We start from the raw sequence: 15,078 nt of genomic DNA, 5'->3' as shown, positions 1-15,078 counted from the left end.
ATTAACGGATACCGATAAGTTTATGTATCTGGAGGCTGAGTGCCCACACCGGGTTTTCCTTCACGAGCGAAACGCAATAATCTATATTCTCCTGAATGATATTATGATTGTCGAAAATGGGACTTAAAAAATGATGTTTTGCTTTGGGGAGGATAGTGACATCCGGTAACGGATCCCCTTTCTGGATGGGAAAACGTAATTCATCCACTTCAGGGATTAACTCCCTGACCTTTTCGAATTGTTGTTTCGGGCTGCAGGTAATATAATCGATACCCTGAGGTACCCTTCTTGTTCCATTGGTTTCTATAGCCTGTAGATATCCTTTTTCCTTAAAGAAAGTTACCACAGCATCATTGAGTTGAAGAGTAGGTTCGCCGCCTGTCCAGATAATCCATTTACATCCATACGGTTCAATTTCCCGCAGCACCTCATCTGTTGTCATCTTCACGCCCCGTTCGAAATCGGTATCACAGAAACTGCATGTCAGGTTGCACTTCGCCAACCGGATAAAGATGGACGGCTGTCCCGAGCGTCCGCCTTCACCCTGGAGCGAATAAAATATTTCATTCACATTCAGGTTCATAGATCGCTGATGTTTTGGGAGTCTCACTTACTTCTACGGCGTAAAGCTCCGGGATCCGGGGTTTGAAGACGTCGTACAACATTTTTGCCAGGTTCTCGGCAGATGAATTGAGCGGCGAGAGAATGTCATTGAGATTCCGGTGGTCTAACCGGGTATCGATATACTCCTTAACTATTTTCAATTCGGTATAATCGCGGACAAAGCCTTGCCTGTTTAACTCTTTTGATCGGAGATGGACTGTCACCACATAATTGTGCCCGTGCAGGCGGCTGCAAGGGTGATCGTCGGGCAATCCGAAAAGGGAATGCGCCGCCGAAAAAGAAAATTCTTTACTTATCTTGTACATAATTAATTCTGATTTGAGAGTTGGGATGTTGAAAGTGATTAATTACCAATTACTGATTACTAATTACCAATTACTCTTTAATCTTGAAATTGTGAAATAATGGATTAACAATCGATGTAGTCAAATCTTGAAATCAACAAATCCATTTTCCTTCCTACCTTCCCACTTTTCCTCCTTTTCACTCCAATTTCAGATAGGTTCTAAGTGGATAATGATCCGAATATTTTATTTTATCCCTTCTTGCCCGATAGGCTTTTATATTGTCGCTGTGCATAATATGATCGATACGGAAAAGGAAGAGATCTTCGTGATAGGTAATGCCCGGCCCGAAAGCGGTGGAGACGTATGCATCCTTTAAACCTCTCTTCATCCTGTGATAGGTGTACGATATGGGAGTGTCGTTGAAATCACCGCAGATGATAGTACCACGGGTATTCTGTCTGTCGATATATTGTCTTACTTTTTCAACCTGCTTCGCCCGGATACGGTAAGCTCTTCCCAACCGGGTACGTATATTACTAGTCACTTGTTCAAGCCGTACCGAATCGGTATTCTGAAGAAAATCGCTATATAGTTTTTTATCTTCCGGCTTGATACTGTTCGACTCCAAATGAACATTGGCTACAGTATATCTTTCGCCATCTATATTGATAGTATAAACCGCTGCTCCGTTGTAGGAGGACTCAAATACCACTTCATGCGTATTCTCAATCGGATATTTTGAGAAACATGCCAGCCCGAAGGTATGATATTTTCCCGAAGATTCCAAACCTGTGATTGAACGATAGGGATACTGATTGAGAATTTTGTTCACATCGCGTTGGGAAAAGATAGACTGTCCTGTTTTACTTACAAAGTATTCCTGCAGGCAGACTATGTCGGCGTCTGTATCTGCAATATAATCGAGTATAGGATGTTTTGACGCATCTTTATTTCTCTCATGAGGAAAACCTTGTACATTATAAGTCAATACTTTGATACTTCCTTCCGGCTCCATCTTGCTGATAAAGTGAATTGGAAAGAATGTAGTCACGGGCTTATAACAGAAAAGAATTGCAAATAATGAGATTAAAGCGAGTTTCCATTTTGAAAAAACTATCCAGAAGACCAGATAGCCGATATTGGCAAGTAGAATGAAGCCAAATCCCAATCCTATGTATGAAAATAGGTTGGTTTTCAGGGGAGAAACCCACCATGAAAGGAATGAGCAGAAAAGTAGAATAATGGCCGCTACGTTGGTAGCAAAGATGGCCCATTTAATCATATCTCTAAAGCCCGTTTTTTTATTTCTTACTCGCATCAAAAAGTTTCCTTTTTTCTTCTGATGATAAACTGCTGTAACCCGATTGTTTTAATTTATCCAGTATAGCATCAATTTCCTCCTGCTCTGTATGTTTACGTTGATTGTATTCCCAATCGGTTTCATGACGGGCATGCTTCACCTTCATTCTTGGTGCCTGCCTACGTGGTTTGAACAGACCGACAAACCAATCTATTACTCCACCTATCCAGCGGGTAATATCTTTTCCTTTCTTATATTGGATGGCGAATAAATAACCAAGCAATGCTCCGCCTATATGTGCCACGTGTCCGCCAGGATTCATGGGATTTCCCAATGAAAGGAAGTCGAGCACAAATGCAAAGATAGCAATATAGACAATTTTTACAGGTCCTAAGAACAGAAGATTTAATTGTACATCGGGACGATAAAAAGCAGCACCCATTACGATAGCCATTACAGCCGCTGATGCCCCTATCATCCATCCTCTCTCCATTCCCGTATAATAAGGGATCGTATTGAATGCTATTACGTAGAGCAGTGCGCCGGCCAATCCTCCTAAAACATAGAGGCTACCCAGTGTCCGTCCGGTAAAATACTGCATGAAGATCTGGCCGAACCAATAGAGCCAGAGCATATTAAAGAGCAGATGAAGAAAACCTTCATGCACGAACATATAGGTGATAAGTGTCCATATCCTGTTCATTAATAGAGGAATATGGGACGGGACTCCAAGAAAGGTAATTAGGTCGACAGCATAAATGTTGAACAGGGTGAAAATGACATTTATGATCTTTAGTACAATAAAAACGAATACGTTGATAAAGATAAGCCTCGTCATTACGCTGCCCGTCTTATACCTATGTTTCAATCTTTCAATAAAATCTGCCATATTTCCGGTCCTTTTTTTTCCAATACAAAATCATGAAAATTCCGAAGAGCATTCCCCCCAGATGGGCAAAATGGGCCACATTGTCGCCGGTACGATTGGCAACGCCGAATGCCAGTTCCAACAGTCCGTACCCTATCACAAACCATTTTGCTTTAATAGGAAAGGGAAAGGGGATGATGAATAGTTGTGAATTGGGAAATAACACGCCGAATGCCAATAATATGCCGAAAACAGCTCCCGAGGCACCTACGGTGACACTGTTTACCATTGAAAACATCTCTACGGGTACGACCGTTTGCACTCTTAAAAAGAGGACAAGCATCTGTATTAATCCTGCACCGATACCGGTAACCAGGTAGTAGGACAGGAAGCGCTTTGAACCCCATACCTGCTCCAGCGTTCTGCCGAACATAAAAACGGCAAACATATTAAAAAAGACATGGGAAATGGAGTGGGGATCGTGCAGGAACATATAGGTTACCAACTGATAGATCCTGAAATGATCGGAAGCCACAAAATGCAATCCAAATTGTTGCGACAGGTCGATGTCAGCTCTTCTAAACAATACGAATTGGGCTAGCCAAATAATCCCGTTTATTATAATAATATTTTTTGTAACCGTGGGAAGTACCCCGGCAAAGCTATTCCTTGTATTATCCATTCTTGACAATTAATTGTTGAAGCGCAAAATTACGTATTATTTCGTTGAGAATGCGGATTTTTGCCCCATAAAAGGATTTTTTTTACCAAAAACAAATACTTTTTATCTTTTTTCTTGATTGTTTTCGATTTATCGCTTATATTTGACGCCAAAATGAGGCTCAGCCTTGACTTAATGTATGTTTAATTCTTTATTTACGTTTTCTTATGAACAAATCAGAACTAATTAGCGCTATCGCCGATAAATCGGGCCTTAGCAAAGTGGACGCCAAAAAAGCGTTGGATGCTACCCTCGAAACTATCTCTGCAGAAGTAAAAGGTGGAGGTAAAGTAGTATTGGTAGGTTTCGGAACATTCTCTGTTTCTGAAAGAAGTGCCAGGAAAGGTATCAATCCCCGTACTAAAAAATCAATCAATATTCCGGCGAAAAAAACAGCTAAATTCAAAGCCGGATCAGAATTATCCAACCTCTAATATCTTGGTTGATTGTAGAATAAAAAAGGAACAAATTGACGCATTTGTTCCTTTTTTAGGGATTGTACTGTAAAGATGAATCATCCTGTGGAGCAGTCCCTAAGGAAAGAATTTGCAAAATTTCAGGCAAAGGTTGTTTATTCAAAAGAAAAAATCCCTACCTTTGTCCTCCCAAAAATGACTCCGTAGCTCAGTTGGTAGAGCAAATGACTCTTAATCATTGGGTCGAGAGTTCGAGCCTCTCCGGGGTCACTTGGTAATAAGGCGGTTATCTTTGAAAAGAAGATGCCGCTTTTTTGTTATGCATATAAATCACACGTTACCTTTTATTTTTTATGCCCATTACTCACTTTATACATTCGTGATAGAGGGTATTGGGTATTTGTAAAAGAGTGATAGTTATGGTATTAGTTAATTAATGATTCACTAAAAAGAGAGATAACTATGCTAAAAGGAATTTCACCTCTGATCAGTCCCGAGTTGTTGGCCGTTCTATCACGTATGGGGCATGGCGATGAAATCGTTCTCGCCGATGCACATTTTCCCGGAGAATCGTTCAACAGTAGGGTATTGCGAGCCGATGGACTTCGCATTCCCGACATATTAGCTGCAATCCTACCTTTATTTGAATTAGATACTTATGTCCCACATCCGTTAGTGATGATGGATGCAGTAGAGGGGGATACGCTCGATCCCAGTGTTGAAAAAGCGTATCTGGAAAGTATCCGTATCACTAATCCCGATGCAGCACCCATAGAACGCATTGATCGTTTTGCCTTCTACGAACGGACAAAGTCGGCATTTGCTGTGGTTATTACAGGTGAAATTGCAAAATATGGGAATATTATTTTGAAGAAAGGAGTTACCCCTTTGGATTAGATGCCTATATCAAAAAACACTAATCAAAGATGTAATCAGAAAGTGTTTTGCGTTTTTTGATGATACTTGGTCGTAAATGGAAAGTAATACAGGGTTAAATTCTATAAATTTGTATTTCAATAAACTATAAATACTATGACAACAAGAAGAGAATTTATCAAGAATGTCGCGATCGGCACTGCTGCCATATCTGTCGGAGGTGTATTACCTGGCTTCAGTGCAAAAAGTTATAACAATATTGTCGGCGCCAATGAAAGAATTAGAATGGGTGCTGTTGGAGTGAATTCACGGGGGAATGCATTGGCTGGAGGATTTGCAAAGGAGAAAGGCTGCGAGATAGCGTATGTATGCGATGTAGACAAGCGTGCCATGGAAAAATGTATCTCCAGCGTGGTAAAAATTGCAGGTAATACACCAATAGGGGAGAAGGACATCAGAAAATTATTGGAGAAGAAAGATCTTGATGCCGTTATTATTGCAACACCCGAGCACTGGCATGCACCCGGTGCACTTATGGCTATGAAAGCAGGAAAACATGTATATCTGGAAAAGCCAACCAGTCACAATCCTGCTGAGGACGAAATATTGATGGAGGCGGTAAAAAAATACAATGTAGTTGCAGGAACAGGTATGCAGCGCAGATCATGGCCCAATGTAATTAAAGCAGTACAGGAAATAAAGGAGGGGGTTATCGGAAAGGTTTATTTTGGTAAAGCTTGGTATGTAAATAACAGACCTTCCATAGGAACAGGTAAAGTTACTGCTATACCCGATTGGCTGGATTGGGAATTATGGCAAGGTCCAGCACCGAGAGTATCTGAGTACAAAGACAATTATCTACATTACCATTGGCATTGGTTTTATAATTGGGGAACAGGTGAAGCAGGAAATAATGGAGTACACTTTCTAGATATTCTCAGATGGGGTATGGATCTTACTTATCCCACTTATGTAAATTCTTCGGGAGGAAGATATGCTTATCAGGATGACTGGCAGTTCCCCGATACCCAAGTGGTTAATCTTGAATATGGAGATGACAAATTGATTACATGGGAAGGACGAAGTTGCAATAGTCGAAATATTGAAGAATCTTCGGTAGGTTGTGCGTTTTACGGAGAGACTGGTACATTAGTTATTGGTGGAGGAAATGCCTATAAGGTATACGATCTGAAGAATAAACTGGTAAAAGAAGTAACCAGTGAAATGTCGTTTAAAGCCGGAGACATCTCGAATCCCACTCAACAACTTGATTCATTCCATTTTTCAAACTTCCTGGATGGTATCAGAAAAGGAGCCTCTTTGAATGCTGATATCAATGTGGGATGTATAAGCACGACCCTAGCCCATTTAGGTAATATTGCCCAGCGCACAAAGACCACGTTCAGGACAGATCCTGTGAACGGACATGTCATCAACAACCGTGCAGCAGGTAAACTCTGGAGTAGGAAATACCAAAAAGGCTGGGAAATGAAATTATAAACCGTTTTTTGAAAATTCTCTTTTTATTCCGCCGGGGAAGTATGTAAAATATGATATATGCTTCCTCCGGCGTTTTTCTTTCTTCCGTTTCCTTCTTCTGTGCGAAATAATGTGATTTTCTTGAACTGGCCAGCCCAATTATAAGTTTCCCTTTCATATTCTTTGATGCTGACAAAATTAAACAATACTTATTACTTTGGATATTTCTGCCAAAGTCAATTATAAATAATCATTATATTAATTATCAATGAATTACATTTAACTTACTTCACTGATTGTGTTTTGTGGATATTTGTAAATTTCGTGTTTATGCAAATTGAATCCATTTTAACATCCAATCCCGTATAATTGAGTTGAACGATTTTATTGAAGTGCGAATCATATACAGGAGCAAGAAGTTCTAATGCAATATCAGCCTTATGTGAACGAATATCATTCATGTAAATATTATACATATTTCCAGCCTTAAACCCTTGTCCATATTGTCCGTTTCCGTAGATCCGTATTATCTTCCTTTTTCCACCTTTCGGATTATCGGAAATATTAGAGCAGAAAATATTATATATCTTTGTCCTTGAGGGAAGAATAATCAGCACATGATGGTTCCCCGATGTATTAACATTACGACAAACAATATCATGCAGATCTGCACCGTAAGAATAATCTGAATATCTTACAGGAAGTAGAGGAAAAATATATTTCTCATTACTCCATCTAGATTCATCAAAAGCACCAAATACAATGGTGTCGTCTTGTAACCTTCCCTATTTGATCTTTGAAGTCTCGCTTGCACTGTCAAAGCGATTAAAGAGCTGATCAAGTCGTTGAAGTTCGGAATTTATATAGTTCCAGGCTTCTTGGCACTTCAATCTGTCTTGATCTATAATTAGCAAATCAAAGCGTGTTCCCATTATATTTTTTAATGAGCCATGGAACATCATTGATGAAGGATAATAAATTCCGCCGTTGTCAATTCCTTTCTTTTGCAATTTCTACAGCTTTTGTTGTGATATAATATTTTGCCAATGTATTGGCTCTTTCCCATTCCGGCATATCCCGGTTTACCAGGAAGTTGAAAAAACTTTCTGCAACCTGTTTGAAATGCGATTCATGCCCCTCTCTGTTTACCTCAGGGATATTGATAAGATACTCTCCTTTAGTAGATGTGGGTGAAACAGATACGAAAGGATAAGTTGTCTGGATTTTTTTGATCGCTTTTTTCATGCTGTCGGAAAATTTGTTTTCGTCTAATCCTTCGGGCTTCTGTACGTACAACTGCTTTATAAAATTATGTTCCTTGTCCTGTACCGTTTTCAGAATGGCTTTTGTTCCTTGTACAACTGACCTGAAAGTATCGCCGCCACCTTCCGGCGCCTGCCAGTTCCAGATGACTTTTAAGCCTATCGCCCGATTTTTCACATCAAAATTGATCGTACCATTGGCATAAACCTTCAATATGGAGTTGTCAAGGTATTTTTGCAGATAATCGGGAAAAGAGGTTTCCCCGGTTGATTTTGTAAATTGTGCCAATGTAATTTCGGTGGGCCAGTGGGTGGATGAGATGTTCCCGATATCCCGGATATACTCTATGGATTGATTGGGAAAACATTTCCAGAACAGCAAGTCGATCAGGTGTGTGGTCACATCAGCAATGCCCTCTCCCTGTTGTTCCACATCGTAATACCATGCCGGACGGATTAGCGGTGCTCCGGATACTTCTTTATAAAAATGATGTACGCTTTCCATATATACAGTAGGATCTTCCGGTGTGCCTGTTTGCAGCTCTCCAAAGAAATCTTGATCATTGATGAGCTCCTTCTCTATGATATTCAGCAGATCATAACGCTCGGTCATCATATCGTATAATAGCACATTGTGCGCTTCGGCATTGGCATACGCTTCTTGGAGCAAATGGAAATCTTCCCGCTTAATTGCCATGGGTTTATCAGAAAGCACATTTAATCCGGCATCTACGGCACTGAAAATATATCCGGTCTTCTCTTTGTTGTTACCGGCAAGTATAACTACATTCCCTTTCTTGTCAGTCACCATTTTACTCAGGAAATCGTCATCCGTATAGACAATAGTTTGCCAGTTCGTAGGGTCTTTATCTCTTTGGTTGAACGATTCTATGGCCGAAAGATATTGTTTTATTCCTGCATCTTCTGCAGGTGCATATACAAATACCGAATCGTTTACTTGTGGCATGCTGCTTTTTTGGAGTAAATTAGCATGAAAATGACCGGGGGCAACCACAATTAATTGTATTTCTCCCATTTCCCCTGTGAATATTGTCTCTTCTTTGGTTGCGTTGTTATTTTTTTGCACACAAGATAGTAACATCATACCTATTGCGACAATTTTAAGATATTGTTTCATTACTGCAAGTTATTTTAATTCCTGAAGTAATTGATAGGCTTCTTTTAAGCCTTTACGATAAGTTTCTTCCATCAGAATAATTTTTCCTCCTTTGCGTTTACTTTCATTAGAAGCTTCCATAAAAGTAAATATCTCCAATGTTTCTTCTTCTGTTACAGGAGGAATTCCGGTTTTGAAAAATTTCACTATTTCGTCTAAAAGAACCCCGTAGCCTTCAAATCCTCCGGCAGGAGCTGTTCCGTTATCGGTAAAAACAGTACCCCCGTAAACATGCTTTCCGGTACGACGACCTCTGAATGTGCCGATACGGCCATCGTTCCATAAACCGACCACCACATCTGTACCTTCAGCCGACATACGATTTACCGATACACAACCTGTCCCCAGAATAGTGAATAATCCTTCTATTCCATGAATGCCATACCATCCGAAATCGGGATGGGTCAATTCTCTTGTTGCGGGTGAATAGGTGTCTGCTCCAAGTATCTTTCCCAATTCTCCGTTGCGTAGTGTTTGATTTTGAGGGGTAAAACGAACAGCGGAGGAAGAGAAAATAGGAACTTTGTATTCTTTGGAGAGTTGGTAAATCGCGATGGCTTGAGCGAGTGTGGCCCCAAGGGGTTTATCTATAAACATGGGCTTCCCGGCCTTGAATACTTCGTAAGCCTGTTCTAGATGCAAATTACCATCATTGGTTTCCAATAATACACAATCAACTTTCTCCAAAAGTTCGGCAATGGAAGGTACAATCTCCACTCCCATCTCCTTTACCTGCTCTATATAGCCGGGGATTCGATCGTAACTCGATTTGATTGTTTTTGATCCATAGGGATAGGCGGCCACAATCCTGAAATCTTTATATTGCTCCTTTTTATCTTTTCCGTTCAACTCTTTAGTGAATGCGATGGCGTGGGAGGTATCCAATCCGATAATTCCTACCTTTATCTGTGCCTGGGCTATCAATAAAAGTCCCGACAAAATAGTTGATAAAATAATTTTTAGTCTCATAATGATTGAATTTTTAGAATCAAGAACCAAGATTCAAGACACAGTATCTATTGTTTTTTAATTTAAAAGTGATGCACTTGCTTTATCCAGGTAGAGGAAAGCATCTTCTTTTGTCCTCAAGATAGTAGCCGGACATTTCTCGCTGATCTCTTCATTTAATGTGCGGTAGACCGCCTCAGCCTTGTTTTTAGCCGGTACCATGCAGAACATATATTTGGCTTTCAACAGGGCAGGGATGGTGACTGTAATAGCATGGGTCGGTACCATGTCTATACCGGAAAACAGATTCTCATTTACTTGCTGTTGCCTGCAAGCCATATCCAGTTCTACTGCTTTTACTTGTTTCGGATCATTGAAATCAGCTACAGGAGGGTCGTTGAATGCAATGTGTCCGTTCTCCCCAATCCCGAGACAAACAATATCTACCGGGTACTGATTCAGCAACCCCGCATATCTTTCGCATTCAGCGTAAGGATCTTCAGCCCTGCCGTTTATATAATGGATGCTTTTAAACGGGACTTTATCGAAAATACGCTCTTTCAGGAAATTTCCGAATCCTTGCGGTGCATCTTTTTCCAATCCTATATACTCGTCCATATGAAAAGCATTGATCTTTTCCCAGCGGATTTGCTTATCGGCAATCAATTCTTTCATAAAATCACTTTGTGACGGTGCGGCCGCAAAGATCATATTGATCTCCTCTTTTTCTCCGAGTAATTGCCGGATGGTCTCCGATACATTAGCCGCCGCTTCCTTACCCATTTCCTCTCGCGTATGGAAGATTTTTACTTCCAACATTCCTTTAGTGAATGTGATTACATTCGTGTTAATTTCGGTATATGACATTTCCTTCCAAGATTGTGTATGAAACATTAATATTATTATCAAAAATAACAAAATCGGCATCTTTACCCTTCTGAATAGATCCTTTCTGCTGATCTATCTTCATCATGCGGGCCGGGGTTAAGGTTATCATCTTTACCGCTTCCACCAAAGGGACTTCAGCTATGTTTACCATGGTTCTGACTAACCGGTCGGTAGTAGCAACACTTCCTGCAAAAGCTGTACGATCTGGCAGTTTGGCCACACCATCTTCAATGATTACCTTTTGCCCTTTGTCGAGACTACCCAATATGGATTCTCCATCGGGCATACCTGCTCCCCTCATTGAATCGGTAACGAGTGCAGTTTTGTCAGGACCTTTGAATTTATATACGAACTGAAGGAGAGATTTGGGCAAATGTACTCCATCGGCAATAATTTCCACATTCATGTTATCGATCAGATAGGCTGCTTCAACAATCCCGGCATACCGGAAAGCATTCCGACGGGTGACGGTCGACATTGCCGAATAGAGATGGGTGATATGGTTGAATCCGGCATTGTAAGCATCCACTACCTCTTCGTAGATGGCATCGCTATGTGCAATAGAAGTAAGTATATTCTTTTCTGCGAGCACTTTCCCGAACTCTAATGCACCGGGCAGTTCCGGTGCGAGACTCCATCGAACGATATCGTCCGATGCTTCCAATATCTTATTGTATTCTTCCGGTTCGGGATTTCTGAGATATTTGGGATCCTGTGCCCCCCGTTGGTTATATGCGAAATAAGGACCTTCAAGATGCAGGCCGAGAAATAGGGCTCCCTTATTGTTCTGTTTTACCGCTTCTTTATAGGTGGCAAAAGTTTTCAGCAGTTCTTCAAATGTACTGGTAAGAGTGGTAGGCAGCAGTGCTGTTGTTCCATGTTTGGCATGCATTTCTGCCGCTCCAAGGTATGCCTCGACGGTTCCATCCATAAAGTCGTGTCCGCCACCACCGTGGGTGTGGATATCGATGAATCCGGACGATACATATTTGTTTTGGGCATCAATGACCATATCTTCGTTACCGAAAACAACTGCTTCCGTGCTTACGATGTCAATTATTTTTCCGTTCTCACATACAATAGCCAGATTCTCTTCTATCCTATCAGGGAAAATGACCTTTCCGTTTTTTATGATGATTCGATTATTCATAGAAACTAAAAACTAAAAGTGAAAAACTAAAAACTAAAGAATTTGGGATGTTTGATTTGGGATTTGGAAAACCTTTTCACCTTTCTATCATTCCACATTATTTTCTCCATGATTTGATTTTGTGTCCACTGGCAGCGTACCAAACAATATAGGCAAAGCAGGGAATCAGGATCCAATAAGCCTGTTTCATTGCCTCAAAGGGAGATAAAGATGCATTTAATTCTACAAAAGCATTATAAACGATGGGCATGATAGCGCTACCGCTTAAAGCCATTACGAGGAATGCGGAACCCAGATTAGTGTATTTTCCTAATCCGTTAATTGCCAACGGCCAGATGCCGGCATATAGCAGGGCATTCGGAAGTCCCATCATCACTAAGTACCAAAGGGAGATATCGGAAGTGATCCCAAGAAACCGTACCGTTCCCGACGTGGTTATCATCATCACAGATAGCAGTAAATTGATAGAGGCACAAATCAGGAGGGCATTCCGTTGCTTCAGATATTTTGGTATAAGCATGATTCCTGAAAAATAACCGATAAAAGTCAGCAACATAGTGTAAGAGGGTATGTTTTGGGCAGGCCCCGCAAGGCTCTCACCCATAGTTCCCGCATATTTAATACTGGTTCCCAATGCGATCATCTGGGTTCCTATATGAAAGAACATGGCAACCACTCCTAATATGAGTGCAGGATATTGTAAGATGGATTTACGTGAATTTTCATCTTGCTCGGATCGTTTATTTACTATTGAGGGATCCAGATCAGGTAAAGGCGAATAACGGACAATTATACCGAAGATAAACAGGGCAATAGCCAAAATGAGGTAGGGTGTCATTACCCCCTTTATTAGGGTATCTAAAGCCGTTTCTAAAGCCTCCCCGGTGTAATTTCCCGCTTCAATATCCCGCATCAGTACTTTGTCGGATTCCCTGATAACGACGGCTGCAAATATCAGATTTGCAATCACTCCTGCCAGTTTATTACCGGTTCCTACAATGCTCATCCGTTTGGCGGCGCTTTCTATGGGGCCTACAATAGTTACATAGGGGTTAGCCGCAGACTGGAGAATAGCCAGTCCCACTCCCAACAGGAATAATCCCAACAGGAATATTTGATAGATACGCCAGTAAGCAGCCGGAACAAAAAGCAAAGCTCCTATCGACATACACCATAATCCAAACATCATCCCTTTTTTGTACCCTACCTTATTTAATAAAAAAGAAGAAGGGATTGCCATAATCAAATAGGCAATATAAAAGGCAAATGTCACCAGGTAGGACTGGAAATTCGATAATTGAAGAGTTAGCTGGAAATAGGGTATTAAGATGGTGTTTACCCATGATACCAATCCGAAAATAAAAAACAGCAGCGCCAGTATTATCATCGATTTGATGGTAGTGCTTCTGTCTTGTACATGATTGATTTGAGGATTGTTACTCATATTGTTATAAGTTTGAAGAAATAGGAAGTAGGACTTCCTCTTGTACTTAAAGCACAAAATTATTTTTTTATATGGTATAGAAATGCTTTAAAAACGTAATTGTGTTTTCAAATAACGTTATGCGGTGCGGGAATCACTGTATTTCTTACGATATTCGATGGGAGTACAGCCTTTCATCTTTTTAAATATTCTTGCGATATTCTTACAGTCGTTGAACCCTGACTCCAATGCCATGTCGAATAGGGTTCTTTCAGTGGTAACCAATAAATGTGCAAAATAATCGATCCTGCAACTTAGGATAAACTGATAAATAGAGGTTCCCATTTCATCTTTGAATTTCACTTCCAGATTACGCCGGGATAGCGGAACCAATTCCGTGAGCTCCTCAATATTGATATCGGAAATAAAGTTATCTTCAATGAATTTCACTACCTGAGAAATATACTCATTCGCGATATCGTACTTCTCCGTAGATTTCCGAAGCTCAAACCTTGTCGGCCGGATGATAATATTGAACGGGTCTTTGATTTCTCCGTTACTCATTCTGTCGATTAGCCTGCCTGCTTCGTATCCGCCCTTTTCCACATCCGTAACAATAGATGAGATAGGAGGATCGGACAGATTGCAGATCAGTTCGTCATTATCTACTCCCAATAAAGCGATATCTTCAGGAATCCTGATATTGTTGATCTTGCATATCTGTGATACCCTCAGTGCGAAATTATCGTCGCAGGCAAACAACCCCACGGGTTTAGGTAACGACAAGAGCCATTCATCGAGTTGTATATGGCTTGTACTCCATTCCTCCCCGTTCAGATTTTCGCTTTCGAAGTAGTGATAATTTCCACCTGCTTTTTCTATTTGAGATCTGAATCCTTCTGCTCTTTCACGTGACCAAACCACACCCTTATTTCCATAGAATGCAAAATTCCGGTAGCGCCTTTTGATGAAAAATTGTGCCGCCATCTCTCCGGTACCGAAATAATCTCCGGTCAGATTGGAGAAATAGGAACTTCGCTCTTTGTAATTTTGAAGCAGGATAGGGATGTTCAATGACTCCAGCAGATTTGTTCCGTCATGATCCCATCGTGCCACAATAGCGTCGGCTTCCCATTCTTTGGCCCACTCTACGATGCCCTCTTTGCCGTACAGTGTTTTATAGTAGGAGGGTAGGCGATAAAAGATCCAGGGACCGTGTTCCTTGGAATATTGGATCAACCCTCTGAGCAGCCGGCGACTGAATTCGCTGGAATAATCAATAAGAATAAGTATTTTTAGCATAATGGAAGGTTATTAGAAAAACGTTCACTAAAGTTAGACTATTTGAGTCGCCTGCGCTCCTCGATTTTCAATTCTCGCCATGGCATAGTTCAAGCAAGCTTGACTCTGCTCATTTGGCTTAACGAAAAAGTTCAAAAATCGAAAAACACCTCATTTATGCCTCAAATATAGATATTTTTTTATATAACCAAAAATTTTAAAAAAAAGAGGCCCCCTCGATCGAGAAGGCCTCTTTTGTATCGGTTAACGTGATATCAGCATTAAGGTAAAAAAGATTGTTTTAGGTTATCGATACAAAGATAGAGCGCTATTTTGAATCTGCAAAATAAAAAAATATGTTATAAGACATATTTCTGT

The 15,078-nt window shown here is 40.6% G+C and carries 14 protein-coding genes and 1 tRNA gene; 4 read left to right on the top strand and 11 right to left on the bottom strand.

Annotated elements, in window-relative coordinates; translation table 11 throughout:
* Position 1: 1 nt before the first annotated feature.
* The 5 genes from U2P89_RS14350 to U2P89_RS14330 all read right to left on the bottom strand — a co-directional run bounded on the left by U2P89_RS14350 (position 2) and on the right by U2P89_RS14330 (position 3,761).
* Entirely contained in the window at positions 2-583 is a 582-nt protein-coding gene (locus tag U2P89_RS14350; RefSeq protein WP_322191715.1) for a 7-carboxy-7-deazaguanine synthase QueE, read from the bottom strand.
* On the bottom strand, positions 564-929 hold the full coding sequence (locus U2P89_RS14345; protein ID WP_076928482.1) for a 6-pyruvoyl trahydropterin synthase family protein: 366 nt from the start codon (positions 927-929) through the stop codon (positions 564-566). The genes U2P89_RS14350 and U2P89_RS14345 overlap by 20 nt, the downstream gene beginning before the upstream one ends.
* Positions 930-1,107: 178 nt before the next feature.
* Complete coding sequence (locus U2P89_RS14340) at positions 1,108-2,193, bottom strand: endonuclease/exonuclease/phosphatase family protein (protein ID WP_322191714.1); 1,086 nt, start codon at positions 2,191-2,193, stop codon at positions 1,108-1,110.
* Positions 2,194-2,212: 19 nt separating this feature from the next.
* Complete coding sequence (locus U2P89_RS14335) at positions 2,213-3,100, bottom strand: rhomboid family intramembrane serine protease (RefSeq protein ID WP_322191713.1); 888 nt, start codon at positions 3,098-3,100, stop codon at positions 2,213-2,215.
* Entirely contained in the window at positions 3,084-3,761 is a 678-nt protein-coding gene (locus U2P89_RS14330) for a rhomboid family intramembrane serine protease (RefSeq protein ID WP_076928485.1), read from the bottom strand. Before U2P89_RS14330 ends, U2P89_RS14335 begins: the two co-directional genes overlap by 17 nt.
* 206 nt (positions 3,762-3,967) lie before the next feature.
* Here U2P89_RS14330 and U2P89_RS14325 point away from each other — a divergent pair, with 206 nt between their 5' ends.
* The 4 genes from U2P89_RS14325 (at position 3,968) to U2P89_RS14310 (ending at position 6,592) form a co-directional block, all read left to right on the top strand.
* Entirely contained in the window at positions 3,968-4,234 is a 267-nt protein-coding gene (locus tag U2P89_RS14325; RefSeq protein WP_091904879.1) for an HU family DNA-binding protein, read from the top strand.
* Positions 4,235-4,413: 179 nt separating this feature from the next.
* Positions 4,414-4,486, top strand: a tRNA-Lys gene (locus U2P89_RS14320).
* A 192-nt stretch (positions 4,487-4,678) separates the two neighbouring features.
* Positions 4,679-5,113 carry an L-fucose mutarotase gene (gene fucU, locus U2P89_RS14315; RefSeq protein WP_322191712.1) on the top strand — a complete coding sequence of 145 codons (435 nt, stop codon included), beginning with the start codon at positions 4,679-4,681 and terminating at the stop codon, positions 5,111-5,113.
* Between the two features lie 135 nt (positions 5,114-5,248).
* A complete protein-coding gene (locus U2P89_RS14310) occupies positions 5,249-6,592 on the top strand; it encodes a Gfo/Idh/MocA family oxidoreductase (RefSeq protein ID WP_322191711.1) in 1,344 nt (447 codons plus the stop codon).
* A 969-nt stretch (positions 6,593-7,561) separates the two neighbouring features.
* Here U2P89_RS14310 and U2P89_RS14305 read toward each other — a convergent pair.
* The 6 genes from U2P89_RS14305 to U2P89_RS14280 all read right to left on the bottom strand — a co-directional run bounded on the left by U2P89_RS14305 (position 7,562) and on the right by U2P89_RS14280 (position 14,721).
* Positions 7,562-8,971, bottom strand: coding sequence for a putative oxidoreductase C-terminal domain-containing protein (locus tag U2P89_RS14305; RefSeq protein ID WP_322191710.1), 1,410 nt, complete (start codon positions 8,969-8,971; stop codon positions 7,562-7,564).
* Between the two features lie 9 nt (positions 8,972-8,980).
* Positions 8,981-9,979: a Gfo/Idh/MocA family protein gene (locus tag U2P89_RS14300; protein WP_322191709.1), complete on the bottom strand. Its 999-nt coding sequence runs from the start codon at positions 9,977-9,979 to the stop codon at positions 8,981-8,983.
* A 57-nt stretch (positions 9,980-10,036) separates the two neighbouring features.
* Complete coding sequence (locus tag U2P89_RS14295; protein ID WP_322191708.1) at positions 10,037-10,825, bottom strand: glucosamine-6-phosphate deaminase; 789 nt, start codon at positions 10,823-10,825, stop codon at positions 10,037-10,039.
* The gene (gene nagA, locus U2P89_RS14290) at positions 10,806-11,996 is read right to left on the bottom strand and encodes an N-acetylglucosamine-6-phosphate deacetylase (RefSeq protein WP_076928507.1); all 1,191 of its coding nucleotides are present in this window, start codon (positions 11,994-11,996) and stop codon (positions 10,806-10,808) included. Before nagA ends, U2P89_RS14295 begins: the two co-directional genes overlap by 20 nt.
* A gap of 97 nt (positions 11,997-12,093) precedes the next feature.
* The gene (locus U2P89_RS14285) at positions 12,094-13,440 is read right to left on the bottom strand and encodes an MFS transporter (RefSeq protein WP_092027845.1); all 1,347 of its coding nucleotides are present in this window, start codon (positions 13,438-13,440) and stop codon (positions 12,094-12,096) included.
* Positions 13,441-13,557: 117 nt separating this feature from the next.
* Positions 13,558-14,721: a XylR family transcriptional regulator gene (locus tag U2P89_RS14280; RefSeq protein WP_322191707.1), complete on the bottom strand. Its 1,164-nt coding sequence runs from the start codon at positions 14,719-14,721 to the stop codon at positions 13,558-13,560.
* Positions 14,722-15,078: the final 357 nt, after the last annotated feature.

Origin of the sequence: Proteiniphilum sp., assembly GCF_034331125.1 — a bacterium.
In the GTDB taxonomy this organism is placed as follows: Bacteria; Bacteroidota; Bacteroidia; order Bacteroidales; family Dysgonomonadaceae; genus Proteiniphilum; species Proteiniphilum saccharofermentans.
This window is presented reverse-complemented; position numbering and strand designations above follow the sequence as displayed.